We start from the raw sequence: 25,585 nt of genomic DNA, 5'->3' as shown, positions 1-25,585 counted from the left end.
ACCGAAGAACTTGGAGAGGACCGAACGTGGCAAAGGCGAATCTCACCCGTGCGCAGGCGCAAGAACGAGCCGGGCTGCTCGAGATCGAGCACTACCTCATCGAACTGGACCTCACCGGCGGGAGCGAGACCGCGTTCGACTCCAAGACGACCGTGGTGTTCGCCGCCAAGTCCCCCGGCTCGGAGACGTTCATCGAGCTGATCGCGGACGAGGTGCGGTCGGCGACGCTGAACGGGACCGCGTTGGACGTGAGCTCCTACTCGCAGGACAAGGGGCTCGCGCTGGCGAACCTCGCCGAGCGCAACGAGCTCGTCGTGGACGCCGTCTGCCGCTACTCGCGCAGCGGCCAGGGCCTGCACCGCTTCGTCGACCCCGCCGACGACAGCGTGTACTTGTACACGCAGTTCGAGACCGCCGACGCGAAGCGGATGTTCGCCTGCTTCGACCAGCCCGACCTCAAAGCCGTCTTCGAGCTCAAGGTCAAAGCCCCCGCAGCATGGGAAGTCGTCTCCAACGCCGAGGTCGCGAGCGTCGAGGAGGACGGCGCGCTGCGAGTCTTCGCCCCCACCAAGCGCATCTCCACCTACCTCGTCGCGCTCGTCGCCGGGCCGTACGCGAAATGGACGGACAACTACGAGGACGAGCACGGCGCGATCCCCCTCGGCCTCTACTGCCGCGCCTCGCTCGCCGAGTCCATGGACGTGGCGCGGGTCTTCGAGCAGACCAAGCAAGGCTTCGGCTTCTACCACCAGCACTTCGGCTTCCCGTACCCGTTCGGCAAATACGACCAGCTGTTCGTGCCCGAGTTCAACGCGGGCGCGATGGAGAACGCGGGCTGCGTCACCTTCACCGAGGAGTACGTGTTCCGGTCCAAGGTGACCCAGGCGACCTACGAGCGCCGCTGCGAGACGATCCTGCACGAGATGGCGCACATGTGGTTCGGCGACCTCGTCACCATGCGCTGGTGGGACGACCTGTGGCTCAACGAGTCCTTCGCCACGTTCGCGTCGGTGCTCTGCCAGGCTGAGGCCACCGAGTACACCGACGCGTGGACCACCTTCGCCTCAGCCGAGAAGGCGTGGGCGTACCGCCAGGACCAGCTCCCCTCGACCCACCCGATCGCCGCCGACATCCCCGACGTCGAGGCTGTGGAGGTGAACTTCGACGGGATCACGTACGCGAAGGGGGCGAGCGTGCTCAAGCAGCTCTTCGCCTACGTCGGGCGCGAGCCGTTCCTCGCGGGCCTTCGCGAGTACTTCCAGACCCACGCCTACGGCAACGCGGAGTTCAAGGACCTCGTCGCCTCGCTGGAGAAGGCCAGCGGCCGCGACCTCTCCAACTGGGGCGGCCAGTGGCTCAAGACCACCGGGATCAACCCGCTCAGCCCCTCGTTCGAACTGGACGGCGAAGGGCGCTACGCCTCGTTCGCGGTCGAGCAGGACGGCGCCGCCCCCGGCGCGGGCGAGACCCGCACGCACCGGCTCGCGGTCGGGGTCTACAGCGAGGAGGACGGCAAGCTCGTCCGCGTCAAGCAGGTGGAGCTCGACGTGGCGGGCTCCCGCACAGAGGTGGCCGAGCTCGCCGGAACCCGCGCAGGGACGCTCGTCTTGGTGAACGACGACGACCTCACCTACTGCTCGCTGCGCCTGGACGCAGGCTCTTTGGAGACGCTCAAGACGCGGATCGCGGATATCGCCGAGCCCCTGCCCCGCACGTTGGCCTGGTCTGCGGCGTGGGAGATGACCCGCGACGCGCGCACCAAGGCCCGTGACTTCTTGGCCCTGGTCGAGCAGGGCGTCGCGTCGGAGACCGATGTCGGCGTGCAGTCCCGACTGCTCATGCAGGCGCAGGTGGCGGTGAACTCCTACGCCGACCCCGAGTGGGCGAGGGCAGAGGGCTACGCGCGGCTCGCCCAGCTCGCGCTGCGCTCTGCGCAGGGCGCCCCCGCTGGCTCGGACAGCCAGCTCGCCTTCGTGAACGCGCTCGCGGCCACCCCGCTCGGCGAGGACGAGATCCGCACAGCGCGGGTCCTCATCAGCGAGACCGACCCCTCTGCCGTCGGCCTGCCCGGCCTGGTCGTCGACACGGACCTGCGGTGGCGCCTGTTGATCGCCCTCGCCGCCGCAGGCGAAGTGGACGCCGACAGCGCCGACTCGCCCCTCATCGACGCGGCGCAGGCCAAGGACAAGACCGCGAAGGGCGCCCAGCAGGCCGCGCAAGCTCGCGCCGCCCGTCCGCAGGCCGAGGTGAAAGCACAGGTCTGGAACCAGATTCTGCGCGAGGACGACCTTGCCAACACCACGCTGCGCGCGCTGATCGCCGGATTCTCCTTCCCCGGCCAGCGCGAGCTGCTCGAGCAGTACACCGCGACGTTCTTCAAGGAGATCCCCGCGGTGTGGGAGGAGCGGACCGGCGAGGTCGGGCGGACCATCGCCACGGGGCTGTACCCGTCCTGGTCGATCAGCGAGGCCTCGGTCGGCCTCGCCGACGAATTCCTCGCAGGCCCGGATCTCCCGCCGGGGCTGCGCAGGCTCGTCCTCGAAGGCCAAGACGGCGTGCGGCGGTCGCTGCGGGCCCGGAAATTCGACGCTGTCTGACATTCGGAGCCGCTGTGTTTGAGCTCGAACTCGTCGTCACGCTCGGACTCGCCGTGCTCATCGGGTCCATCGTGGCCCGCCGGCTGAACATCGCGCCTCCCATCGTGCTGCTCTGCGTCGGCGCGGCGCTGGCTGCGGTGCCCGCGTTCGCGGGGGTCACGCTGCCGTCGGAGGTGATGCTCTTCATCTTCCTGCCCGCGCTTCTGTACTGGGAGAGCCTCACCAGCTCGCTGCGCGAGATTCGCGCCTATGTGCGCGAGATAGCGCTCACCAGCACCCTGCTCGTGGTGCTCACCGCCGCAGCGGTCGCATACGTCGCGCACGCGTTGGCGCTGCCGTGGGCCCCCGCCTGCGTGCTCGGAGCGGCGCTTGCCCCCACGGACGCGACTGCCATCAGCACGTTCGGCCGCGCCTTGCCCGCGCGAGGCCGGACCATCCTGTGCGCGGAGAGCTTGTTCAACGACGGCATCGCACTCGTCCTGTACGCGCTCGCCGTGACGGCTTCGACCGGAGCCGTGCGTCTGAGCGCGCTCACCGTCGGCGGGCTTGTCGTGCTCTCCTTCGTCGGCGGCGTCGGCGCAGGCTTGCTGGTGGGGTGGGCTGCTTTCCACGCCCGCCGCCGCATCTCCGATCCCGTGCTCGGATCGGTGGCCATGCTGCTCACGCCCTTCCTCGCGTACCTGCTCGCCGAGGCGATCCATGCTTCCGGCGTGCTCGCCGTGGTGACCTGCGGATTCTACCTCGCACAAATCGTCCCCAAAGTGCTGACCGCCCAAATCCGGCAACAAACCCAAGCGTTCTGGACGTTTATCACCTTCCTCCTCAACGGCGGCATCTTCGTCTTCGTCGGGCTCGCGCTGCCGGGCACGGTCCACGACCTCAAAAGCGTCGCCCTCGAACGCGGCGTGCTGCTGGCTGTCGCCTGCTACGCGACCTTGGTCGCGACCAGGCTCGCGTTTTTCGCCCTGGGCGACCAAATCCTTTGGCTCTTCGACCGCAAGCGCACCGATCAGGGCCTGCTGCGTCCGATTGGCCGCTCATGCGTCGTCAGCACGGTCGCAGGCTTCCGAGGCGCGGTCTCCCTTGCCGTAGCCCTCGCCGTCCCCGTTGTTGTGGCAGACGGCGGCGAGTTCGCGGCCCGCGATCTCATCGTGTTCGTCACAGCCGCTGTCGTGGCGGCGACGACCCTCGTCCAGGGGCTGCTGCTGCCCTCCGTCATCCGTTGGGCGAAGCTCCCGGCCGACGAGTCCCCCGAAGAGCGGTTGCAGCTCGCGCAGCGCAGCGCCCTCGAAGAGGCGCTCGCGGCACTGCCCGAGATCGCGTGCGACCTGCACATCGACGATGCTGTCGCCGAGCGTGTCCAAATGGAGTACGAGACGCGTTTGGACGTGCTGCACGCCGAAGCGGCGGAGCAGGCCGAAACAAATCCCGGCCTGCGACAGCTGGCGCAGTACACCGATTTGCGGCTCGCTCTGCTCGAGCACAAACGCGAGACCCTGCTCCGGCTGCACAAGGAACAGGAGATCGACGAGACCGTGCTCCGCCGCGCCCGCAACCTCGTCGATTCCGAGGAAATCTGGCTCTCACGCCCCTGAGCGGGCCTCGACCGGCCTGCGCTAGGCGAGCAGAGCAAGACGAAGAAGCCAAGTCCAAGTCGCCTTTGCCCCGATATCGCTACCTGATAGTCTCCAAAGGTTAAAGCCACCGTATAGAGGATGGGTATTTATGGGCGGAAATCTTGAGGTCGTGCCGCAGGACCTCCGCGACGCGGCGACGCTGATCGCCTCGTTCAGCCCGGTGCTCAACGAGCTCGCGCAGCTGCTCGAAGCGGCTTCGCAGTCCGCTCCGGACGTTGGCAATGTGGCAGCCGCCGCGCAGTACCAGCACGGCGACTGGGCCTGCGCGCAAACCCGCTTCGAGGATCTGTTGCAGACCGCGAAGGTCCAGCACGACGAAACCGCCAAAAAACTCAATGAGTCGGCCGAACATTACGAGAGCAAAGACTCGGCGAACGCGGACGAGCTCACCCTGCGCCCCTGCAAGGGCGGGCAATGAGCACGGTGTGGTCGGGGCTCGGGCTCGACGACCCGAAACAAACCTGCGACCGCGTGCTCACCGCGAACCCGGCCACCCTGCACGACCGGATCGGGCTCTACAAAAGCGCGAACCAAAAGCTCGGCACGGTCGCACATGGCATTCAAGAGGCCATCGACAAGCTCGACGACTGGCGGGGCGATGGAGCCGACGCAGCCCGGAATTACCTGAATCACGAGTTGGAGCAGCGAAAAGAGCAGGCCCAGCAGTGCCAGACCGCGAGCGACTCCTACCAGCGGACGCTCGCGGCCTTCCTCGAAGCGCAACGGCGCCTGCAAGAGATCCGTCATAAAGCGGAAGAGATCGACGGGATCTTCCACGCCGTCTGCAACGCTTTGGAGCCGTTCATCGACGGCGCGGGCCGGATCATCCATGGCGTGGAGGAGAAAGCGCACGGCTTCCTCGGCTTCGTCGAGCACATCCCCGTCGTCGGCAGCGTCGTCAAGGGGATCGAGCACATCGTGGAACGGGTGTCCGAGGGCGTGGTCTCAGCGGTGCAGAAGATCCCCGGCAGCAGCCAGGTGTCGAGTTTCGTCAACTCGCTCAGCCACTCTCAGAACAAGCTCCAATCGCTCATGGATTTCATCGAGCCGCTGCGCCCCGACGCTGTGGCCCTCAACATGACCGCGAACGACGTCCTTGAGAAGTACGAGAAAGTCTTGCGCGAAGAATCGGGCCACCTCACCGATCTGCACGGCGTGGTCGACAAGGGCGCGGGCCCGAACGACCGTCCCGGCGACGCGGACCTGCGGCGGGGCGCCCTGTTCTACAGCGTGTACGGGCACTACCCGCAAACCCCGGAGGACCGGCTCATGGCCGCCGCGCTCGACCCCAACGGCAGCGACGCGACCGACACCGACCCCGAGTCCCATATCGTGGTCGTCCACATCAAGCCCGTGCCAGGAGCAGGCGTCGTCTATGGCGACGCCTTCATCCCCCAAGACGATGTCATGAACCCGCTCTCCGGCACCGACGGGCTCAACCCGATCCCCTTCAACCTCGGGGACAACCGCAGTTTCGACCCGAACGCCGCGCCCGACAAGTCACGGATGAGCTGGTACATCGACTACGAGCGCGGTGTCGTTGTGGTGCGGCAGAACGTCACCCACGATGAGAAAGGGACCGCAGCTTCCGGCAACCCGCACGTCGGGGTCGAGCAGTCCGCCGACGGGAGCGTGCGGATGCGGGTCGAGGGGTCGGACGCATTGGCGAACCCGGCTGGCGAGGCCATCCATGGCACGGTGAAGGCCGATGTCGTGGTCGACCCGCACGGCGGGCAGGGCAAAGCGTCGGTCAATGGCCGGGTCTCGCAGTATCCTTCCTTCGAGATGTACCAAATGCGAAACGGGCAGGTGGAATACCCGCCCTTGCTCAATCAAAAGGCCGACACCCGACCGCTAGGCACGCCCGAGAGCTGGGGACTCGGTCCGATGGTCGGCCTGAGTATGTACGGGAACGTCAATGTCAACGATCCCAGCGTGCTCCAACAGTGGTACGACCACTACCATCCCGCGCAAGCCCAGCCCAACCCCAATGGCGGGATCGTCCTCGCCCCGGACCAGCAGTTCCAACAACACTCGCTGCCGGACGCCCCGTATCCGACGTTCGAGAACGGTCATCTCAATGTCCCCGAGGCAACCCAGGTCCGATGATGAAAACACAACGTTGGCTCCGAGGAAGCATCGCCGCAGTCCTCGCAACAAGCGCTATCTCCGGATGCAGCGCCTGGCCCTTCAACAAGGTCTTCAACGGCATCCTCGAAGGAGGCAGCACCGTCGCCAATACCTCCCTCGGTATCTCCTACACCATCCCAAAAGGCTTCTACCAAGATAAATACGAAGCCACCACTATCAAAAGCGTCTCTCTATGGCAATCCGGGCGAGGCCCCGAGCACCCCGAAAAAGATCCGATGATCGACATGCAGAAGGTCAACTGGCCCGGTGTCGCGGATTCCACCGCTCCCCCTGTCGAAGACGCCAAGCGTCTAGCATGGGTAGACAAAGAGGACACGCTCACCAATATCCGGCAACTCTCCTGGGACGGCCCAAACCTCCCCGGCGGACTGTACTCCTACGAGAGCACAGCGCCAGACGGCCGACACTGGAGCGGTGTGGTCGCCGTCGTCGGTTACCCGGGCAAGCGCATCCAAATCCAGGCCCTCAACGGTCACGGCGGCCCAGCCTATCTTCCCGAAGTCCACGATGTCGCCATCTCGGCGAGAGCCCTCCCCAACCGCTGAGGTTCCAGCCGCAGGAACAGCGGGATCAGCCGATGTCGAGCTACTCGGCCCTAGCCCCGCCGCCTCGGTGCGAAGAGGCCGACCACGGTCCGACTCCGCCGATCCGCTCGACCGCGTACCGCACGATGTACCCAGGCCCTTGCGGCGCGGGGAACTCGGCCTCCGGCGATATATAGACTTTCGCCAAACGGTCGAGCAGCGCCCAGGCCTCGTCGCTCGGCCCCACGGTCGCCCGCGCCCGCAGCACGGCGTGCTCGTTCAGGAAGACTCCTGGCGTCCGAGGCGCGTCGAAGGACAGCACGACCCTCGGGTCCCGCTCGATATTGCGCAACTTGGCGTACCACCCCATGTGGGCGGTGACGAGGTCGTCGCCGTCCAGCCCGACCCAGACCACGCTCACCTGCGGGCTCCCGTCCGCGTTGATCGTGCTCAAATGGACCAGGGGCCCGGATTCGACCAAGTCTCGCAGTTCCTTTGGCAGGGCGGGCCGTGCAGCTTCCGTCATGCCCCCATCATCGCATCGAGTCGCCGTCTCCGCTCGGCGGTCAGACCCCCGCGCGCCGCCGGTGCCTCCGAGCGGCTGCGACCATGTTCCGCAGCGAGGGCTGCAGCTGCCAGTAGTGCCGAGTCTTCAGGCCGCCGTCGGGATTCACCCAGAGCCGGTCGAAGTCCACGAACTTCAGCGCCTCGGTGATCCGCTCGTCGAGCTCGTCGATGTCCGGGATCCGTGCGGAGCGGCTCTCGTACACGCCGGGACCGACGTCGCAGCTCAAGCCTCCGTTGCGCAGCTGCTGGAGCACCCACGCGATCGACCTGGTCGCGACCAGCGCCGTGACGTCGCAGTCCATCTGCTCGAACGCCTCGACCACAAGGCCGAGGCTGGAGTACTCCAGGTGCGTGTGGATCTGGGTCGCAGGCTTGGCCCCGCCAGTGGCGAGCCGGAACGCGCCGACCGCCCAGTCCAAATACTTGCGCCTGCCCTGCGCCCGCAGCGGCAACAGCTCGCGGATCGCGGGCTCGTCCACCTGGATGATGCCGATGCCCGCGTCTTCCAGGTCCGCGATCTCGTCGCGCACCGCGAGGGCGATCTGGTCGGCGATCTGCTGATGCGGGAGGTCTTCGCGGACGAACGAGCGGGCCAGCATCGTCACCGGGCCGGTGAGAATGCCTTTCACCGGTTTGTTCGTGAAGGACTGCGCGTGGGCGATCCACTCCACCGTCATCGGCTTGGGCCGGGACACGTCGCCGTAGATGACCGGCGGACGGGTCGCACGGGTGCCGTACGCCTGGACCCAGCCGTGGCGCGTGGTCGCGAAGCCCTCCATGAGCTCTGCGAAGTACTGGATCATGTCGTTGCGCTCGACTTCGCCGTGGACGAGCACGTCCAAGCCGATGTCCTCTTGCAGCCGGACGATCCGCTCGATCTCGTCGCGCACCCGTTTGAGGTAGTCCTCCCAGGACAACCGCCCCTCGCCGAGCTCGTAGCGGGCGCGGCGGATCTCCGGGGTCTGCGGGAAGGAGCCGAGCGTCGTCGTCGGCGCCTTCGGCAGGTTGAAGCGCTCTTGTTGCAGGGCCCTGCGCTCCTCGTAGGGCAGTCGCCTGTTCCGGTCTGCGCCGGTCACGGACGCGACCCGGTCGCGGACCTCCTGGTCCACGTGCGGTTTCGCGGGCGTGGTCTTGCTCCAGCTCGCGGGAGCGCCTTCGCGCAGCGCCTTGGTGAGCGCGACGACTTCGCCGACCTTCTGCTTCGCGAACGCGAGCCTGCCGTCGAGGATCTCGGGCAGGTCGTACTCGGCGAGCACGTCGTACGGGACGTGCAGCAGAGTCGACGAAGTGGAGACCACGATGTCGGGGACGACGTTCTTGAGCTCGGTCAAATACCCCAAGGTGGCGAGCCGGTCGTTGCGCCACACGTTGCGCCCGTCCACCACGCCCGCGTAGAGGCGCTTGCGGCGCAGGCCGGGAAGGGCCGCCAGCTCCTCGGGCGGGATCGGCGCGGCCACCAGGTCGAGGCTGATCGCCTCGATATTCGAGGACGCGAGGATCGGCAGCGCGTCGCCGAGGGAGCCGTACTGCCCCGTCACCAAGATCCTCGGCCGGGCGGCGAGGCTCGGCGCGGAGAGCTTCGCATACGCCTCGCCGAGCAGCTCCAGCTCGAAGTCCGAGCGGTCCGAGGTGAACGCGGGCTCGTCGAACTGGACGCATTTCGTGCCCTGCTTCGCGAGCCTGCCCAAAAGGTCCAAGTACGCGGCCAGGAGGTCGGCGAGGCGGTCGATCGGCCGGAAGTCGGCCTGCGCCTCCGGCGCCCGCTTCGACAACAGCAGCAGCGACACCGGGCCGAGGAGGACCGGCCGGAGCTCGACGCCCTGCGCCTTCGCCCGTGCGTGCTCCGCGAGGAGCTCCTCGGCGTACGAGGAGACCTCGAAGACGGTGTCCTCGCTGATCTCGGGCTGGCGGTAGTGGTAGTTGTTGCCGAAGAGTTTGACCAGCTCCAACGGCGGGAAGTCTGGACGGCCCCGGCACATCGTGAAGTACAGGTCGAGGTCGTCGAGCTCTTCGCGCAACGGCACATACCGAGGGCTCACCGCGCCGAAGACCAGCGCCGAGTCCAGGATGTGGTCGTAGTAGGAGAAGGTGTTGCCGGGAACCTGTTCGAGGCCGATGGCCGCGAGCTCCTGCCAGGTGCTGTCGCGCAGCCTCAGGCCGACGGCCTTGAGCTCCTCTTTCGAGACCGGCCCGTGGAAATACCCCTCTAACGCGCGCTTGAGCTCACGTCTCGGCCCGATTCTGGGATACCCCAGGATGCTGGACCCGTACTCCGTCTCAACCGCTGGGGTCGTCATCGCCGCTCCTCAGCGGTCGCCGCTGGTGTACTGGTAGAAGCCGTGGCCGACCTTCTTGCCGATCCTGCCCGCCTCGACCATGCGCAGCAGCAGCGGCGGCGGCGAGTACAGCGACTGCTTGAACTCCGCGTACATGGAGTCTGCGATCGCCTTCGTGGTGTCGAGCCCGATCAGGTCGGTCAGCTTCAGCGGCCCCATCGGGTGCGCGCAGCCGAGGACCATGGTCTTGTCGATGTCCTCCACCGTCGCGAACCCCGACTCCACCATGCGGATGGCGGAGAGCAGGTACGGCACCAGCAAGGCGTTCGCGATGAAGCCTGCGCGGTCCGCGGAACGGACCACTTGCTTGCCGAGCACGTCGCGCGCGAACGCCTCGGCGCGCTCGGAGACCTCGGGGGAAGTCATGAGGGTGGTCACGAGCTCGACGAGCGGGAGCACCGGGACCGGGTTGAAGAAGTGCAGGCCGAGCACGCGGTTGGACTGCTTGGCCGCCATGCCCAGTTTCATGATCGGGATGGAGGAGGTGTTCGAGGCGAGCACCGCGTTCGGGTCGGTGACCACGGCGTCGAGCTCGTTGAAGATCTCGGTCTTCACCTTCTCGTCCTCAAGGACGGCCTCGACGACGAGCTGGCGGTCGGCGAAGTCGCCGAGGTCGGAGGTGAAGCGCAACCGCCACGCGGCCTGCTCGCGCTCGCGCTCGGTGACCTTGCCGCTGGAGACGCCTCGGTCGAGGGAGCGCAGTATGCGCGCGCGACCAGCCGCGAGCAGCTCTCTTGTCGGCTCGTACACCAGCACGTCCGTGTGCGCCCTGGCGCACACCTCGGCGATACCGGCCCCCATCTGCCCAGCGCCGATCACACCAACTCGAGAGATGCTCTCGCTCGTCAAGATTTGCTCCTCAATGTCGAGGTTTGTCTGTGTTTCTGAGCCTACTCCGATGCCCCTGGCGATAGCCAGGGGCATCGGAGCAGCACGGGCTCAGGCTTAGTGGAACTGGCCCTCTTCGGTGCTGCCCTTCAGAGCAGTGGTGGAAGAGGTCGGGTCGACCGTGGTCGCGACCAGGTCGAAGTAGCCCGCGCCAACCTCGCGCTGGTGCTTGGTGGAGGTGTAGCCCTGGTCCTCAGAGGCGAACTCCTGCTCCTGCAGCTCGACGTAGGCCGACATGTCGCCCTCGGTGTAGCCCTTCGCGAGGTGGAAGGCGCTGTAGTTGAGGGCGTGGAAGCCCGCGAGGGTGATGAACTGGAACTTGAAGCCCATCGCGCCGAGCTCGCGCTGGAACTTGGCGATGGTGGCGTCGTCCAGGTGCTGCTTCCAGTTGAAGGACGGCGAGCAGTTGTACGCCAGCAGCTGGTCCGGGTGCTCCTTCTTGACGCCCTCGGCGAAGGTCCGCGCGAGTTCGAGGTCGGGCTTGCCGGTCTCCATCCAGATCAGGTCGGAGTACGGGGCGTAGGCGATCGCACGGGCGATGCAGGGCTCGACGCCGTTCTTCAGGTAGTAGTAGCCCTCGGTGGAACGCTCGCCGGTGACGAACGGCTTGTCGCGCTCGTCCACGTCGCTCGTGATGAGGGTCGCGGCCTCGGCGTCGGTGCGGGCGACGACGACGGTCGGGACGTTCGAGACGTCGGCGGCCAGACGCGCGGAGGTCAGGGTGCGGATGTGCTGCTGGGTCGGCAGGAGCACCTTGCCGCCCAGGTGGCCGCACTTCTTCTCCGAGGCGAGCTGGTCTTCCCAGTGGGTGCCTGCGGCGCCCGCGGCGATGAAGGCCTTCTGCAGCTCGAACACGTTGAGCGCGCCGCCGAAGCCTGCCTCGCCGTCCGCGACGATCGGCGCGAGCCAGTTCTCGACGGACTTCTTGCCCTCTTGGCGGTCGATCTGGTCGGCGCGGATCAACGCGTTGTTGATGCGGCGGACCAGGTTCGGGGCCGAGTTGGCCGGGTAGAGGCTCTGGTCCGGGTAGGTGTGCCCGGAGAGGTTCGCGTCACCCGCGACCTGCCAGCCGGAGAGGTAGATGGCCTTGAGGCCGCCCTTGATGTACTGCACGGCCTGGTTGCCGGAGAGCGCTCCGAGCGAGTGGACGTAGTCCTCGTTGTGGATCAGGTTCCACAGCGTCTCCGCGCCGCGGCGGGCGAGGGTGTACTCCTCGATGACGCTGCCCTGCAGCGCGTTCACCTGCTCTGCGGTGTAGGTGCGCGTGATGCCCTTCCAACGCGGGTTGGTGTCCCAGTCCTTCTGGATCTCTTCCGCGCTGGGCGGCGTGCCGACCTTGCTGATGTTGGCGCCCATGGTTACTCCTTGGCTAACGGTTGGAGGGTGAAGCCTGCCGTGGCATTGACGGATATTTTACACCCGCCTCGCTTTGGCGATCTCCAGAATGACATGACCATCGACGCAGGTCAAGTCGATGAAAACTGTGAAACACAGCTACTTTTCCAGATGGTTTTGCTAACCTTGCCAATCTCTTCGTGCGAAATTTATCGAGCGATTGGTAAAAAGTACGCTTGTACTGTGATTTATCGGCGCGAGCCGCGAGCCCCAGATCCGCGGAGCCCGGCCGCGTCGGTCGCGGAGCGGCGCGCGAGCCTCCGCCCGCCGTCTTGAAATGTGTGAGACATCACCGGGAGCCCCGGCTTCACTTGTGCGGGCGGGCCTTGTCCACCTTGGCGATCTGCCGCAGGTAGAAATCGCTGACCACCGAGAGGATCGTGTCCGAGGCCAACGCGGAGGGGTCGAGGTCTCGCGAGCCCCCGATCACCAATGCCGCCGTGCTCCCGACCGAGCCGTAGAAGCCGACCACCACGCGGGTCTGCTGGAACCCGCCGAGCGTGAACGTCACCGTCTCCTTGAACCCCCTGGACGCGGTCGCCGCAGTCTTCGGCGGCTCCTGCTTCTCCAGCGTGGCGTCCACGATCACCGCCCCCGAGGTCACCCGGACCTTCTTGCAGGTGTCGATATGGGAGTCGAAGTCCTTGAGCTGGTGGCCGCCCCTGCCCACCCCGTCGGCGAGGAGCATCTGCGGGCCCCAGATCGTGATGGCCGCCGAATCGTCGGGGATCAGGTTCGTCATGAACCAGGTCAGCTCCGCCGTGCACGTCGGGGGGTCGATCTGGGCGCCGCCCCCGAACATCCAGTCGCGGGCCGTCGTGAGCGTGCTCAACGCGTCTTCGAGCGACTGCGGGTGCGGGGTGTAGCCTTCTGGCGAGTCTTCGGCGGTGAGGAGGAGGTCCTGCGCGCCAGGGTCGGCCGAAGCCTGCGCAGCCGTGCAAACCCCAGCGCCCACTGCCAGCGCAAAAGCTGCGAGCAGTAACCTTTTAGTGACCATACTGTTACTGATCATATCAAAAAATTGCCTGCGACGGCGACGTGATCTCGGACTCCCGTTCTATTCTGATCTGGTGGTGAAGACGTACGCAGGGCCCCGCCTGCGGCAGTTGCGCGTGGAACGCGGCCTCTCGCAGGTCGCGTTGGCCGCCGACCTCGACATATCGCCGAGCTATCTCAACCAGATCGAGCACGACGTGCGGCCGCTCACGGTCCCCTTGCTCGTGCGCCTCTCCGAGAAGCTCGGCGTGGACGCGGAGTTTTTCACCGAACAGGAAGACACCCGGCTCGTCGCCGAGATCCGCGAGGTCGCGATGGACACCGGGGTCGACATCGACACGAACCCGGACGCCGTCGCCGAGGTGGTCTCCGCCCATCCGAAGTTCGCCAAGGCCATGCTCCAGCTCTACCACCGCTACCGGGAGCTCGCCGACCAGGTCGCCGCGCTCGGGGAGCACCGCGCGGGCGAGCCGCTGCCCGCTATCGCGAGCATGCCGCACGAGGAGGTGCAGCAGTACTTCTACGAACGGCAGAACTACCTGGACTCGCTCGACCGGGCCGCCGAGGACGTGACCCGGCGCATGCGCATGAACGGCGGCGAGCTGAGCTCGGAGATCCCGACGCTGATCCGGTCGTCCCACGGCGTGCGCATCGTGGAGCGGGTGGACCTCCCCGAGGGGGTCACGCACCAATACGACCCCGAGACCCAGTCGCTGTCCATCGCCACCAGGCTCGCGCCGGGGCAGCGGATCTTCAAACTCGCCACCGAGCTCGCCTTCCTCGAGCACGGGGGGCTCATCGAGGAGCTGGTCCGCGAAGGCGACTTCTCCAGCGAGAACTCGGCCCGCCTCGCCCGTATGGCGCTCGCCAAGTACTACGCGGCGGCCATCGTGCTGCCCTACCGCCAGTTCTACGAGGTGGCCGAGGAGTTCCGATACGACATCGAACGCCTCTCGGCCTACTTCGCCGTCTCGTACGAGACGATCTGCCACCGGCTCTCCACATTGCAACGGGCGAACCTGCGCGGCGTGCCGTTCTCCTTCGTCCGGGTGGACCGCGCGGGCAACATGTCCAAACGCCAGTCCGCGACGGGATTCCACTTCTCCTCCTCCGGGGGCACCTGCCCGTTGTGGAACGTGTACGAGACCTTCGGCTCCCCCGGCAAGATCCTCACCCAGCTTGCCCAGATGCCCGACGGGCGCAGCTACCTCTGGGTGTCGCGCACCGTCGAACGCCGGGCCACGCGCTACAACCAGCCCGGCAAGACCTTCGGCATCGGGCTCGGCTGCGAGACGCGGCACGCGCACCGCCTCGTCTACGGCGACGGGCTCGACCTCTCGAACCGGGCGAACGCGACCCCGATCGGCACCGGCTGCCGAGTCTGCGAGCGCGAGAACTGCCCGCAGCGCGCCTTCCCGCCGCTCGGCCGCAAGCTCGACCTCGACGAGCACCGCTCGACTGTGTCCCCCTACCTCATCGAGCCCCGGTAGCCCCTTACGGCAGAGACTCCGCCAACGCCTCGAAAGTGGTCTTGGGGCCGGTGAAGAACGGGGTCTCCTCGCGGACGTGCATTCTGGCCTCGGTGGCCCGCAGCTCGCGCATGAGGTCGACGATGCGGTGCAGCTCGTCCGCCTCGAAGGCCAGCACCCACTCGTAGTCGCCGAGCGCGAAGCTGGACACCGTGTTGGCCCGGACATCCTGGTAGACGCGGGCGGCCTGGCCGTGCTCCGCGAGCATGGCGCGGCGCTCCTCGTCGGGCAGCAAATACCACTCGTAGGACCGCACGAACGGGTACACGCAGATGTAGCCCCGAGCCGGCTCGCCCTTCATAAACGCCGGGACGTGCGACTTGTTGAACTCGGCAGGCCGGTGCAAGGCGGCGGCGCTCCACACCGCGTCGCTCGCCCTGCCCAGCGCGGTCTTGCGCCGGAAGCCCTGGTACGCGGCCTGCAACGACTCGATCTTCTCCGCGTGCGTCCACAGCAGGACGTCCGCGTCCGCGCGCAGCCCGGACACGTCGTACACGCCCCGCAGCTCGACTCCGGACTGCGCCTGCTCCTCGAAGAACTCCCGAGCCTCGGCCCCTACCTTCTCCCGGTTCTCGTCCAACTCGCCGGGCCGGACCCGGAACGTCGAGAACATGAGGTAACGGATCTCGGAGTTGAGCGCCGCGTAGTCCAATCGTTCAGCCATGCGGGCCATGTTACGCCGCGAGCGCTGTCACACGCCAAGGGCTTGTGCGATCTGCGCTGCCGCCGCGGCCGCCGTGGCCGCGCACGCGCCGAGCCCGACGCCGCGCAGGAAATTCCCCGCGACCGCGAGGCGGCCCGAGCCGAAAGCCGAGGCGATGGCCTCGGCTTTGCGGCTGTGCCACGGCCCGTACTGCGGCAAGGCCTCCGGATACCGCTGCACCGTCCAGTCCGCCACATCGAGCCGAGTCGAGAAGATCCTGGCGAAATCCGACACGGCCCAGGCAAGCAGCTGCTCGTCCGCCGTCGACGAGAGGTCGTCGCCGTACCGCCCGAACGAGGCCCGCAGCACGGGGGCCGAGAGATGCGGCCATTTGTTCGCGGTGAGGGTCAATGCTTTCGCCGCGAGGCCTTCGCCCGCCGCGACCAGCACCCCGGACACGGCTTCCGGCACATCCAGCGACTCGCAGCGCAGCGCGACCACCACGGGCGACGCGGTCGAGATCGACGCGGCGGCCCGCCCCGCCCCGACGTCCACGCCCGCCAACAGCCGCCCCGCCGAGGGCGCCCCGACCGCGAGCACCACCGCGTCGGCCTCGCCGACCGGATCGACCGCGTAGCCGCCGGAGGACTGTTCGAGCCGGGCGATTTCCTCGCCGAGGCGCAGCTCCGGCCTCGCGGCGGCCGCCAAGGCGTCGAGCAGGACCCCGAGACCGCCGTCGAAGCTGCGGAACATTCCCCCGCCAGCGGGGCTCGCGGGCCGCGACTCCGCGACCGCCCGGACGAGGCTCACCCGCTCGCCTGACCGCGCCATATCGTCCAGCCTGGCCGCGAGCCCAGGCAAGCCCGCGCGCGCCCCGATGGTGAACGAGTCGCCCGCGTACACCCCTGACAAGAGCGGGTCGACGAGCCGCGTCCGCACAGCGGAGCCGTACACCGGCTCCACGAGCTCTGCGATGGTCATGTCGGTGCTCGCGTCCCAGTCCGAGGGCCGGTCCTCCCGCATCAACGCCAGATCGTCCGGGCCGAGCAGCGCCGTCTCGGTGTCGGGGCCGGGCAGGCCGAAGTACGTCCCGAGCGGGAGCGGATGCGCCGCGCGGTCGGCGAAGACGCTCGGCCGCGCGCTGCCCGAGGACACGATTCGCTCCGTCAGCCCCAGCTCGTCCGAGAGGCGGAGCATGTCGGGCGAATTGGCGAGGAACGACTCCGCTCCCGCGTCGAGCCTCCGCTCGCCGAGCTGGACCGGTCGCACGCTGCCGCCGATCCGGCCCGCCTCGTCCACCACGACGATCTGCGCCGCGTCGCCGAGCCGTTTGCGCAGCTCATAAGCGGCGACCAGGCCGGTGAAACCAGCCCCGACGACGACGACCCTCGTCATGGCAATGACCCCGCGTTGTGTCTCATTCGCCGACCGGCTGGTTGTGCACCAAGTCCACCACGGCGGTGAGCGCGCCGGGGTCGGTCTCGGGCAGCACGCCGTGCCCGAGGTTGAACACATGCCCCGACGCGCCGAGGGCGAGCGCCGCGTCGGCCTCTGCGAGCACACGCCGGGTCTCGGCTTCAAGCGCGGGACGAGGAGCCAACAGCAGCGCCGGGTCGAGGTTGCCTTGCAGTCCGAAGCCTGGGCCGACCGCCTTGGCGGCCTCGGTGAGCGGCGTGCGCCAGTCTGCGCCGATCACCCGGGCCCCGCTTTCGGCCATAGCGCCGAGGAGGTGCCCCGTGTTCACCCCGAAGTGGATGCCGGGCACGCCGAACTCCGAGATCTCGGCGAAGACCCGCTGCGTGTGCGGCAGCACGTGGCGCCGGTAATCGGCAAGGGTCAACGCGCCGACCCAGGAGTCGAAGACCTGCACCGCGTCCACGCCAGCCGCGAGCTGGACCTTGAGGAACGAGATCGTGAAGTCGGCGAGCTTCTCAAGCAGGGCCGCGAATGTCTCCGGCTCGGCGGCCATCAACGCCTTGGTCGTCGCGTGGTGCTTGCTCGGGCCGCCCTCCACCAAGTAGGAGGCGAGGGTGAACGGCGCGCCGGCGAAACCGATGAGCGGCGTCTGGCCCAGCTCGGCGATGAGCGATCCGACCGCCTCCCCCACCGGTTCGAGCCCCTCCGGCGAGGGCGACGGCAACGCGTCGATGTCCGCCCGCGTCCGCACCGGGGCGTCGATCACCGGCCCGACTCCGGGTTTGATGACCACCCCCACTCCCGACGTCTTGAGCGGCACGACGATGTCGGAGAACAAGATCGCGGCGTCCACGCTGTGCCTGCGCACCGGCTGCAAGGTGATCTCGCAGACCAGCTCGGGGTCGAGGCAGGTCTCCAGCATGTCCCGCCCAGCCCGCAGAGCACGGTATTCCGGCAGCGAGCGCCCCGCCTGGCGCATGAACCAGACCGGGCGCCTGCTCGGGCGTTTCCCGGCGAGCGCCGCGAGGAAGGGAGAGTCGAGGAGCTGGCGCCTCGACGCGGCGGTGCTTTCAGCGGGAACAACAGACATCACTGACTAGCTTAGCGGTGCGCCTACCCGGACACGAGACCCAGGTCAACTACTGTTGGGCATCGTGAATGGACCGGCTGCTGGCGTCGAGGAACCGCAGGCTTTCCGTGCTGCCGCGGAGGCAATGCGCGAGGCCACGCATCGCCCAGAGATCTCGCTCGGCCCGATCCGCCCGCCAGGGCGGCTCGCCCCGTACAGCTACGCGATCGGCGCGGAGATCAGCGGCGACCCGGCCTCGCACACAGCGGCTGGCGAAGCGTTCGGCAGGCTCATCCTCTTGTACGACCCCGAGGGGACCGAGGTGTGGCAGTCGGTCTTCCGGCTCGTCGCCTACGTCCAAGCCGAGCTCGACGACGAGATCGCGGGCGACCCGCTGCTCCCCGAAGTGGCGTGGAGCTGGCTCACCGAAGCGCTCGCCTCGGAGGACACCGAGCACGTCGCGCTCGGCGGCACGGTGACCTCGGTCGCTTCGATCCGTTACGGCGACATCGCGGGCCCGGCCCGTTCCCACCAGCTGGAGCTGCGCGCCTCGTGGACTCCGGCGAACGACCATTTCGCCGCGCACGTCGAAGCGTTCTGCTCCGTGCTCGAAGCCGCCTCCGGGCTCCCCCCGGTCGGCGTTGCCGAGCTGCGCCCGCAACAACGATGACCGGCACACCCTAGACTCAAGACCTTGATGACGTCCCCCAACGAGCCAACCCGAGGCACAGCCCGCCGCCGAGTCCGCGACCGCCGTCGCGCAGAGGCGCCCCCTTCGGCCCAGCAGCCCCCCGGAGCCGACGCGCCCGCAGGGGCCGCTTCATCCCCGATGCTCCTCGCCCCTCCGGAGGGCGTGCCGCCTGTCACCCGGACCCCCGACGACATCGCCGCCGCCGCCCGCAGGCTCGCGGGCGGGCGGGGGCCGTTGGCGGTGGACGCCGAACGGGCCTCCGGGTTCCGGTATTGGCCGAAGGCGTATCTGGTGCAGATGCGCAGGCAGGGCTCGGGAACCGTCCTGCTGGACCCGATCGACCACCCCGAGGCTCTCGGCCCCTTGGCCGACGCGGTGAACGATTTGGAATGGGTCCTGCACGCGGCGGACCAAGACCTGCCCTGCCTCGCCGAGCTGGGGCTTCGTCCCGCGAAGCTCTTCGACACCGAGCTCGGGGGCCGGATCGCGGGCTTCGACCGTGTCGGGCTCGCCGCATTGGTGGAGGCGCTGCTCGGGGTCGGCCTCGCGAAGGGGCACGGCGCTGCGGATTGGTCCCAGCGGCCGTTGCCGCCCGAATGGCTCAATTACGCCGCGCTCGACGTCGAGCTCCTCATCCCGATGCGCGAGGCCTTGCTCGAAGTGTTCGACGGGCAGGGCAAAACCGAGTGGGCGCTCGAAGAATTCGAGTACGTCCGCACCCGCCCGCCGAACGCCCCGAACCCGGACCGCTGGCGAAGGACGGGGCGGATCCACGAGGCCAAGGGACGGCGCGCCCTCGCGACCGTCCGGGAATTGTGGCTCTCCCGCGAAGAGCTCGCCAAACAGCGCGATATCGCGCCGGGCCGCGTCTTGCCGGACTCCGCGATCATCGCCGCCGCGAACAACGCCGCACTGTCCGAGAGCCTGCGCGCCGACGCCCAACAGGAGACAGCGCCCTCGGAGCGCTCGACCGCGCTGCTCGCCGCCATGCCGATCTTCTCCGGGCCGAACCAGAGCAAGCTCGCCCATTGGTGGCTCGCCGCGCTCTCCCGCGCGGCGACGCTGCCGGAGGGCGAACTGCCTCCGATCCATCCCAAGCCGGCGCCCGGGGAGGTCTCGGCGCGCAAGGGGCGCAACCCTGTGGAAGTCGCCGCCGCGAAAGCCGCGCTCGCCGTCCTCTCGGCGCAGCACAAGACTCCGCAAGAGAACCTTCTGTCGCCAGAGACTGTGCGCAGGCTGTGCGCCTGGTACGTGGAGGACGAGGCGCGGCTGTCCGCACTCGCGGCTGGCCAGCTCGCCACCGAGGTGGCCGGATTCCTCGCCGAGCACGGCGCGCGGCAATGGCAACGAGCCGTCGTCGCCGAGGCGGTCGCAGACGCGCTGCTCGTCGCGAAAGACGCGCCCTCCGACGACGAGACCGAGTGATTGCGCTCACCGCGAATAGGGCTACAGCCTCGGCATTTCTTGCGCGCTGAGCCTGGCGGCGCCATCACCTCCTAGCGTTGGGAGGCGATGGCAACGACTTTCCAAGAAGACCGCGATTGGGACATCGCCGCAGGGCATTCCCTGGCCCAAGCGGCCGCGCGGCGCGCGGACGGCCTCTCGACGCATGGGGCGGCGATGCGAGAGCGCCGTCCGGCTTTGCGCGCCTGGACTGGGAGCGGAGCCGAAGCCGCGGGCGAGGCGCTCGATCGCAATCAGGCGCACACCGACTCCGCCCGCCATGCGGCGGCGGCGCTCGCCGCCGCGCTCGGACGGATTGTGGACGGCAGATCCCAATTGAAGGCGGAGATCTCCAACATCGTCGAAGACGGGGCTCGCATGCGCTTCACCATCGCCGACGACGGGACGGTCGGCGATTTCTACGGGCCGTCGGGGCTGTGGACCGAGCTTCCCGAAGACGAGAGGGCGCTGTACCTGAGGCTCAAATCCGAGCTTCCGGCACGGATCGCCCACGCGGTCGCGCAGGGCGACGTCCTGGACGACGAGGCCTCTGCCGCGCTCGCCCACGCGGCAGGCCTGACGGCGCCGACCGCGTCAGGCCCCGGGCAGGCGCAGGTCGAAGACCTCGGCGACGGCGTCGTCGTGACCTCCGACCAGAGCCAAGGCATGGTCTTCGTCAACACCGGCGACGGGGACTCGGCCATCGATGTCGCACAGGACGCGCAGGGCCGGGTCACGATCACCGTCAACGGCCAGTCCCGCACACTCTCGGGGCGCCAGGCGAAGAGCATCGAGATCGACTCCGGCAGAGGGAACGACACGATCACAGTCTCCCCGGACGTCACTGTGCGGCTGCGGCTGGTGGACGCGGGCGGGAACAACACAATCGACGAGAAGGCTTCGGGCGGCGCGTACATCCAGACCGGGGACGGCGACAACACCGTCTCGCTCGGCGACGGCCACAACTACGTCTACCTCGGGGCGGGCGCGAACCGAGTCACCGGCACGACCGGGGCCGACTATGTCAACGGCGGGACCGGCAAGAACACCATCAACGCGGGGTCCGGGCCGAGCGTCCTCTACGGCGGCACTGGGCGCAGCACCATCAACGCGGGCACCGGCGCGAGCACGATCTACACCGGCAGCGGCGATATCACCGTGAACAACCAAGGCGGGCAGGACGCCGTGTACGCCCAGGCGGGCAGCCATATCAACGCCGATCCGAACGGCGCGGGGAAAAACACCGTGGTCACCGTGGCCACGACGAACATCCCGGACTCGATCGCCGTCTCCGGAACGCCCGAGTTCCGCGAGCGCGTGCTCGCCGACCTGCAGCTCCTGGCCTCGTCGCCTGCCGGGCAGCACATGCTGGCGGGCCTTGGCAACAGCGGGCACACGCTGGACATCAGCAACGGGGAGAGCTGGAACAGCGCGGACCACGGCAAACCGGTGCGGAACAACTCGTTCACATGGATGTCCGACGACAATGGCGATTACTTGGCGAAGGACCCGAAGACCGAGTTCGCCGACCCGAAGGCCGGCGCGCACGGGCAGGGCCACAATGCGATCGTTGCGTTCGACCCGACGCTCACCGCGCTCGGCGACCCTGCGCAGGGCGCGCGGCAGGACTACCACGAGACTCCCCCGACCGTGGTGCTTTTCCACGAGCTGGCACATGCGTACGACTTCGCGAACGGCACCATGGCTCCGGGCTATTACGGCCCGAACGGAACGGACCGGGTCGACGGCCAGTTGGTCGGGGCGAGCACCTATCTCCGCAATGCGGAGCGCGAAGCGGTCGGACTCCCGTTCAACTGGGACGGCGAGAGCAGCACGCCGGAGACGTACATCCCGGACAGCGTGCATCCGCACGACCTCACCGAGAACGGGCTGCGCGAGGAGATGGGACTGCCCGACCGCCAGCACTACCTCGGATAGCTTTCGAATCGATCTTCCGAGGAAATTTTCACTATATTATTTCAAATTTTTCCTTGTGCCGCCTGGGGTTTTCGAGTAGAATCGAACGTATGAATGACACGGCGGGAATGTCTGTGGAGGAGCTCTTCGCGAGTCTTTCGCCGTCCTCGTGCCCCGATATAGAAGCGAAGTTTCAAGCGCTCGCAAAGATGGAGGGCTTGGAGGCGGTGCTGTTGTCGTGCAAGGCGCACATGGTGGCCTCTATCGCCGAGGACGTGGCGCAGCGGCAGATTGTCGAAGAACGCCAGGCGGGGAAAGGGATCTTCTCCTTCGCCACGCGTGAGGCGGTGTTGTTGGAGCTCGGCCCGGCTTTAGGCGTGTCGTCGCGCGGGGCGGAGGCGATGCTGTCGTTCGCGGAGACGGTGTCGACCTCAAAAAATGGGACCGCCAACTACCCGAAGCTCGGGGCGAAACTGGCGGCGGCCGAGGTCACGGCGAAAGCGGCCCGGTATATCGGGGAGAACTTGGGCTTCGCGCCCGCACAGTGCCGGGAGGAGTTGGACGCGTGGCTCGCCGTCCAAGCCCCGCGCTGGCGGATGTGCTCCTATGGGAAGATCTCGCAATTGATGGAGGCCCAGTACCTGCGCCTCGACCCGGAGTGGTGCAAGAAACGCAGGGAGCGGGCGCACAAGTCCCGCTCCTTCACCATCACCCCCGTCTGGGGGCACCTCCCACGAGCTCTGCGAGTGGGGGATGACGGCATGGCGGATTTGCGTGGGACGATGCCCCTCGAAGCCGCGGCGGAACTCCGCGAACGCCTCGACGCCATCGCCCGCACGGTCTGCCCCGACGATCCGCGCCCCATCTTCACCCGCCACAGCGACGCGTTAGCTGTCCTCGGCGAAGAACACCAACTCGCCTGCGAATGCGGCAAACCGTCCTGCAAGGCAGCCCAACGACCCGCACATCACCCCAAGAACATCGAACTCGTCATCCAACTCCCCGCATTGATCTCAGGCGAGGATATCCCCGCGCTCCTCGACGGAGCACCCATCGACTCCGATCTCGCGCAGATGCTCGCCAAAGCAGCCTCGCGAATCAAATTCACCACAAGCCCCGAGCACTACAAACCCACACCCAGCCTCGAAACCCACGTCAACACCCGAGACCAACACTGCCGATTCCCCGGCTGCTATCGAAGAGCCCGAACAGAACTCGACCATACGATTCCCTTCAACCACGAGAATCCGGCAGAAGGCGGCTTCACAATCCCCGAAAACCTCAAACGCCTCTGCCGCCATCATCATCGAGCGAAGACCCATGCTCGATGGCGAGACACCCAAGAACCCGACGGAACCGTCCACTGGACCAGCCCAACCGGCCAACACCACACCACCAAGGTCGACAGCTAAGCTGCCCCTGTGTTCGGGATCAAACTCTTCGCCCTCGGCCTTGTTCTGCTGCCCTTCGCCGCCGCGTCCCCGGCAAGCGCCGACCCATTGCCGGACTGCGCGAACAAATTCGGCGCAATCCAGCAGGCGAATTGCCAGCTGATCTCGCCCGACCCTACTGGGCTGCGCTTCGAGAAACGAGTGGCGGGCAAGGATGTCGAGATCCGAGTCCTCGGAAAGGACGGATCGGCGGCGCAGACCATCACGGCATCGGCTCCGATCAATGCGGGCTCGGGGATCATGCTGCTCCGTGATATCGACGGCGACGGGCACGACGATCTGCTGCTCTCCATCTCCGATGGGGGCGCACATGGCAATCCCGACTGGGCGGTCTGGCGTCCGGCTGGGGGCTCGGCGCAGTTCCAACGCATGGGCAAAGGACTCTTCGGGAATGAGTTCTGGTCGGCGGGCGAGGGCTACACAGCCTCGTACGCCAGCGGCGGAGGCTGGTCCGTGGGATTCTCCCGGATCGAGAACGACGCGTTCGCACTCGTCGCGCATGTCGGGCGGAGCGCCCCCGCAGGAATCCCCGAACCAGGGTCGCCGCTCTGCTCGTTGCAGGACTCGCCGAACCTGGCGCGCTACGGCTTCACGAAGGAAGCAGCCGAGCAGAAGTTCTGCGCGCTCGCCGTCCCGCAGCTACGCGCCCGAGGCCTCAGCGACTACAACCGCTAGCTGCGCTCCTGCGCGACGGCGCCGTAGGCCGCCGCCAAGAGGCTCGGGTCCGGAGACTCCAGCCTGCCCGGCTTCGCGAGGCCGTCGAGCACCACGAACCGGCGCACGCCGCCCCGGTTCTTCTTGTCCGTGCCCATGATCGCGTACAGCTCCTCGAACGCGCCCGCGTCGTACGTGGTCGGCAGGCCGACCAGCTCGAGCACCCGCTTGTGCCGGTCGGCGGTCTCGTCGTCCAACCGGCCCGCGAGCCTGGCGAGCTCCGCCGCGTAGACGAGGCCGACCGAGACGGCAGCGCCGTGGCGCCATTGGTAGTTCTCCCTGCGCTCGATCGCGTGCCCGAGTGTGTGCCCGTAGTTGAGGATCTCGCGCTCCCAGCTCTCCTTGAAGTCGGCGGCCACCACACGGGCCTTCATCTGGATCGCGCGGACCACCAGCTCTTCGAACTGGGCCGTGGCCGGGTCGAGCGCGGCCACGGGGTCCGTCTCGATGATGTCGAGGATCTTCGGGTCTGCGATGAACCCGGCCTTGACGACTTCCGCCATGCCGCAGACCAGCTCGTTCCGGTTCAGCGTGCCGAGGGTGTCGAGGTCGACGACCACCGCGCTCGGGTTGTGGAACACGCCGACGAGGTTTTTGCCCGCGTCGGTGTTGATCCCGGTCTTGCCGCCGACTGCGGCGTCCACCATCGCCTGGACGGTCGTCGGCACCTGCACCACCTTGACCCCGCGCATCCACGTCCCCGCGACGAACCCGGCGAGGTCCCCCGCCGCCCCGCCGCCGTACCCGATGACGAGGTCCGAGCGCGTGAGGCCGATCTGGCCGAACACGTCCCAGCAGTACCCTGCCACCGCGAGCGACTTGCCCGCCTCGGCGTCCGGCAGCTCCAACCGGTGCGACTCCTGGCCCTGCTCCTCCAACGCCTTGCGCAGCTCTTCGGCGGGCTCGGCGAGCGAAGGCTGGTGGATCACCGCGACGGTGCCCGCGGATTTCGCCGCGGCGAGGATCTCGCCGGTGAGGCCTCGCCCGACGGTGGCCGTGTAGGGGTCCGTCCCGCCGACCGCGATCACTGTGTGGCTCATGCTTGCTGCTCCTGTGTGGGGGTCTCTTCTGTCTCCACGACGGCCCCGGTCTCTTCACTGGCCGCCGTCCCCTTGGCGGTCAGCCTGCGCTCCAATTCCCGGACGATGCTGGAGGTGGGACGGCCCTCCGCGCGCACTTTCAGCGTCGCGAGGCTCCGGTAGACCGGGGTGCGTTCCGCCAAGAGCTGGCGGTACCGCTCGTCGGGGTTCTCCCCCGCGAGTATCGGGCGGTGCGTCCGCCTGCTCGTGCGCCGCACGCCCTCGGCGGCGCTGATCTGCAACCAGACCACCGTGTGTCCGCGCAACGCCTCTTGCGTCTTCGACGAGAGCACGGCCCCCCCGCCGAGCGAGAGCACGCCTTCATGCTCGGCCAAGGCGCTGGCGACCACCTGCTCCTCTAAAGCGCGGAATGCGGGCTCGCCCTCCGCCGAGAAGATTTCGGTGATCGTCTTGCCTGCCGTGCGCTCGATCTCCGCGTCGGTGTCCAAGACCTTGACTCCCAGCGCGCGCGCGAGCCTTCGCCCGATGACTGATTTGCCGCAGCCAGGGGCTCCGATCAGCACTGCGCGAGGAGGCATAGG

At 67.7% G+C, this 25,585-nt stretch carries 21 protein-coding genes; 11 read left to right on the top strand and 10 right to left on the bottom strand.

The window, feature by feature from the left end; translation table 11 throughout:
• Positions 1-26 precede the first annotated feature (26 nt).
• The 5 genes from pepN to ACRC20_RS08515 all read left to right on the top strand — a co-directional run bounded on the left by pepN (position 27) and on the right by ACRC20_RS08515 (position 6,930).
• Positions 27-2,597 (top strand): aminopeptidase N, encoded by a 2,571-nt coding sequence (gene pepN, locus ACRC20_RS08535; protein ID WP_438685933.1) that lies wholly within the window; start codon positions 27-29, stop codon positions 2,595-2,597.
• Between the two features lie 14 nt (positions 2,598-2,611).
• A complete protein-coding gene (locus ACRC20_RS08530) occupies positions 2,612-4,192 on the top strand; it encodes a Na+/H+ antiporter (protein WP_438685932.1) in 1,581 nt (526 codons plus the stop codon).
• 130 nt (positions 4,193-4,322) lie between these two features.
• A complete protein-coding gene (locus ACRC20_RS08525) occupies positions 4,323-4,652 on the top strand; it encodes a hypothetical protein (RefSeq protein ID WP_438685931.1) in 330 nt (109 codons plus the stop codon).
• A complete protein-coding gene (locus ACRC20_RS08520) occupies positions 4,649-6,343 on the top strand; it encodes a hypothetical protein (protein WP_438685930.1) in 1,695 nt (564 codons plus the stop codon). The genes ACRC20_RS08525 and ACRC20_RS08520 overlap by 4 nt, the downstream gene beginning before the upstream one ends.
• The gene (locus ACRC20_RS08515) at positions 6,340-6,930 is read left to right on the top strand and encodes a hypothetical protein (RefSeq protein ID WP_438685929.1); all 591 of its coding nucleotides are present in this window, start codon (positions 6,340-6,342) and stop codon (positions 6,928-6,930) included. The genes ACRC20_RS08520 and ACRC20_RS08515 overlap by 4 nt, the downstream gene beginning before the upstream one ends.
• Positions 6,931-6,970: 40 nt before the next feature.
• Here ACRC20_RS08515 and ACRC20_RS08510 read toward each other — a convergent pair whose 3' ends face one another.
• The 5 genes from ACRC20_RS08510 to ACRC20_RS08490 all read right to left on the bottom strand — a co-directional run bounded on the left by ACRC20_RS08510 (position 6,971) and on the right by ACRC20_RS08490 (position 13,050).
• Complete coding sequence (locus ACRC20_RS08510; RefSeq protein ID WP_438685928.1) at positions 6,971-7,435, bottom strand: PPOX class F420-dependent oxidoreductase; 465 nt, start codon at positions 7,433-7,435, stop codon at positions 6,971-6,973.
• Positions 7,436-7,475: 40 nt separating this feature from the next.
• Entirely contained in the window at positions 7,476-9,773 is a 2,298-nt protein-coding gene (gene metE / locus ACRC20_RS08505; protein WP_438685927.1) for a 5-methyltetrahydropteroyltriglutamate--homocysteine S-methyltransferase, read from the bottom strand.
• Positions 9,774-9,782: 9 nt separating this feature from the next.
• Entirely contained in the window at positions 9,783-10,661 is an 879-nt protein-coding gene (locus tag ACRC20_RS08500) for a 3-hydroxybutyryl-CoA dehydrogenase (RefSeq protein ID WP_438685926.1), read from the bottom strand.
• A 96-nt stretch (positions 10,662-10,757) separates the two neighbouring features.
• Positions 10,758-12,044, bottom strand: coding sequence for an isocitrate lyase (aceA, locus tag ACRC20_RS08495; protein WP_438686199.1), 1,287 nt, complete (start codon positions 12,042-12,044; stop codon positions 10,758-10,760).
• Positions 12,045-12,402: 358 nt separating this feature from the next.
• On the bottom strand, positions 12,403-13,050 hold the full coding sequence (locus tag ACRC20_RS08490) for a hypothetical protein (protein WP_438685925.1): 648 nt from the start codon (positions 13,048-13,050) through the stop codon (positions 12,403-12,405).
• A 115-nt stretch (positions 13,051-13,165) separates the two neighbouring features.
• On the opposite strand from ACRC20_RS08490, the gene ramB reads away from it, so the two are divergent.
• Positions 13,166-14,581, top strand: a complete 1,416-nt coding sequence (ramB, locus tag ACRC20_RS08485; protein WP_438685924.1) for an acetate metabolism transcriptional regulator RamB — start codon at positions 13,166-13,168, stop codon at positions 14,579-14,581.
• Positions 14,582-14,585: 4 nt separating this feature from the next.
• Here the strand turns inward: ramB and hemQ are convergent, their stop codons facing one another.
• From hemQ to hemE, 3 genes are read right to left on the bottom strand one after another with little or no spacing between them, the layout of a single operon-like run.
• Complete coding sequence (hemQ, locus tag ACRC20_RS08480; protein ID WP_438685923.1) at positions 14,586-15,284, bottom strand: hydrogen peroxide-dependent heme synthase; 699 nt, start codon at positions 15,282-15,284, stop codon at positions 14,586-14,588.
• A 27-nt stretch (positions 15,285-15,311) separates the two neighbouring features.
• Positions 15,312-16,658 carry an FAD-dependent oxidoreductase gene (locus tag ACRC20_RS08475; RefSeq protein ID WP_438685922.1) on the bottom strand — a complete coding sequence of 449 codons (1,347 nt, stop codon included), beginning with the start codon at positions 16,656-16,658 and terminating at the stop codon, positions 15,312-15,314.
• 22 nt (positions 16,659-16,680) lie between these two features.
• Positions 16,681-17,769, bottom strand: coding sequence for a uroporphyrinogen decarboxylase (hemE, locus tag ACRC20_RS08470; RefSeq protein WP_438685921.1), 1,089 nt, complete (start codon positions 17,767-17,769; stop codon positions 16,681-16,683).
• A 64-nt stretch (positions 17,770-17,833) separates the two neighbouring features.
• Here hemE and ACRC20_RS08465 point away from each other — a divergent pair, with 64 nt between their 5' ends.
• The 5 genes from ACRC20_RS08465 to ACRC20_RS08445 all read left to right on the top strand — a co-directional run bounded on the left by ACRC20_RS08465 (position 17,834) and on the right by ACRC20_RS08445 (position 23,925).
• Complete coding sequence (locus ACRC20_RS08465) at positions 17,834-18,418, top strand: DUF3000 domain-containing protein (RefSeq protein WP_438685920.1); 585 nt, start codon at positions 17,834-17,836, stop codon at positions 18,416-18,418.
• A gap of 27 nt (positions 18,419-18,445) precedes the next feature.
• Positions 18,446-19,864, top strand: coding sequence for an HRDC domain-containing protein (locus ACRC20_RS08460; protein ID WP_438685919.1), 1,419 nt, complete (start codon positions 18,446-18,448; stop codon positions 19,862-19,864).
• A gap of 87 nt (positions 19,865-19,951) precedes the next feature.
• The gene (locus ACRC20_RS08455; protein WP_438685918.1) at positions 19,952-21,820 is read left to right on the top strand and encodes a M91 family zinc metallopeptidase; all 1,869 of its coding nucleotides are present in this window, start codon (positions 19,952-19,954) and stop codon (positions 21,818-21,820) included.
• Between the two features lie 89 nt (positions 21,821-21,909).
• Positions 21,910-23,211, top strand: a complete 1,302-nt coding sequence (locus tag ACRC20_RS08450; RefSeq protein ID WP_438685917.1) for a DUF222 domain-containing protein — start codon at positions 21,910-21,912, stop codon at positions 23,209-23,211.
• Between the two features lie 9 nt (positions 23,212-23,220).
• Positions 23,221-23,925 carry a hypothetical protein gene (locus ACRC20_RS08445; RefSeq protein WP_438685916.1) on the top strand — a complete coding sequence of 235 codons (705 nt, stop codon included), beginning with the start codon at positions 23,221-23,223 and terminating at the stop codon, positions 23,923-23,925.
• Here ACRC20_RS08445 and aroB read toward each other — a convergent pair.
• Both aroB and ACRC20_RS08435 read right to left on the bottom strand, forming a co-directional pair.
• On the bottom strand, positions 23,922-25,004 hold the full coding sequence (gene aroB / locus ACRC20_RS08440; RefSeq protein WP_438685915.1) for a 3-dehydroquinate synthase: 1,083 nt from the start codon (positions 25,002-25,004) through the stop codon (positions 23,922-23,924). The genes ACRC20_RS08445 and aroB overlap by 4 nt on opposite strands.
• A complete protein-coding gene (locus tag ACRC20_RS08435) occupies positions 25,001-25,582 on the bottom strand; it encodes a shikimate kinase (protein WP_438685914.1) in 582 nt (193 codons plus the stop codon). The genes aroB and ACRC20_RS08435 overlap by 4 nt, the downstream gene beginning before the upstream one ends.
• Positions 25,583-25,585: the final 3 nt, after the last annotated feature.

The organism is Segniliparus sp., from assembly GCF_051660745.1.
GTDB lineage: Bacteria > Actinomycetota > Actinomycetes > Mycobacteriales > Mycobacteriaceae > Segniliparus.
The sequence above is the reverse complement of the archived record's forward strand: the minus strand, read 5'-3'. Positions and strand labels throughout refer to the sequence as shown.

Excerpts from the sequence above, each read along its gene's own strand:
- hemQ (WP_438685923.1), bottom strand. The coding sequence starts at position 15,284 with ATGGCTGAACGATTGGACTACGCGGCGCTCAACTCCGAGATCCGTTAC.
- ACRC20_RS08450 (WP_438685917.1), top strand. The coding sequence starts at position 21,910 with ATGAATGACACGGCGGGAATGTCTGTGGAGGAGCTCTTCGCGAGTCTT.
- ACRC20_RS08475 (WP_438685922.1), bottom strand. The coding sequence starts at position 16,658 with ATGACGAGGGTCGTCGTCGTCGGGGCTGGTTTCACCGGCCTGGTCGCC.
- metE (WP_438685927.1), bottom strand. The coding sequence starts at position 9,773 with ATGACGACCCCAGCGGTTGAGACGGAGTACGGGTCCAGCATCCTGGGG.
- ACRC20_RS08520 (WP_438685930.1), top strand. The coding sequence starts at position 4,649 with ATGAGCACGGTGTGGTCGGGGCTCGGGCTCGACGACCCGAAACAAACC.
- hemE (WP_438685921.1), bottom strand. The coding sequence starts at position 17,769 with ATGTCTGTTGTTCCCGCTGAAAGCACCGCCGCGTCGAGGCGCCAGCTC.
- ACRC20_RS08455 (WP_438685918.1), top strand. The coding sequence starts at position 19,952 with ATGGCAACGACTTTCCAAGAAGACCGCGATTGGGACATCGCCGCAGGG.
- ACRC20_RS08435 (WP_438685914.1), bottom strand. The coding sequence starts at position 25,582 with ATGCCTCCTCGCGCAGTGCTGATCGGAGCCCCTGGCTGCGGCAAATCA.
- ACRC20_RS08510 (WP_438685928.1), bottom strand. The coding sequence starts at position 7,435 with ATGACGGAAGCTGCACGGCCCGCCCTGCCAAAGGAACTGCGAGACTTG.
- ACRC20_RS08525 (WP_438685931.1), top strand. The coding sequence starts at position 4,323 with ATGGGCGGAAATCTTGAGGTCGTGCCGCAGGACCTCCGCGACGCGGCG.
- ACRC20_RS08515 (WP_438685929.1), top strand. The coding sequence starts at position 6,340 with ATGATGAAAACACAACGTTGGCTCCGAGGAAGCATCGCCGCAGTCCTC.
- ACRC20_RS08460 (WP_438685919.1), top strand. The coding sequence starts at position 18,446 with ATGACGTCCCCCAACGAGCCAACCCGAGGCACAGCCCGCCGCCGAGTC.
- aroB (WP_438685915.1), bottom strand. The coding sequence starts at position 25,004 with ATGAGCCACACAGTGATCGCGGTCGGCGGGACGGACCCCTACACGGCC.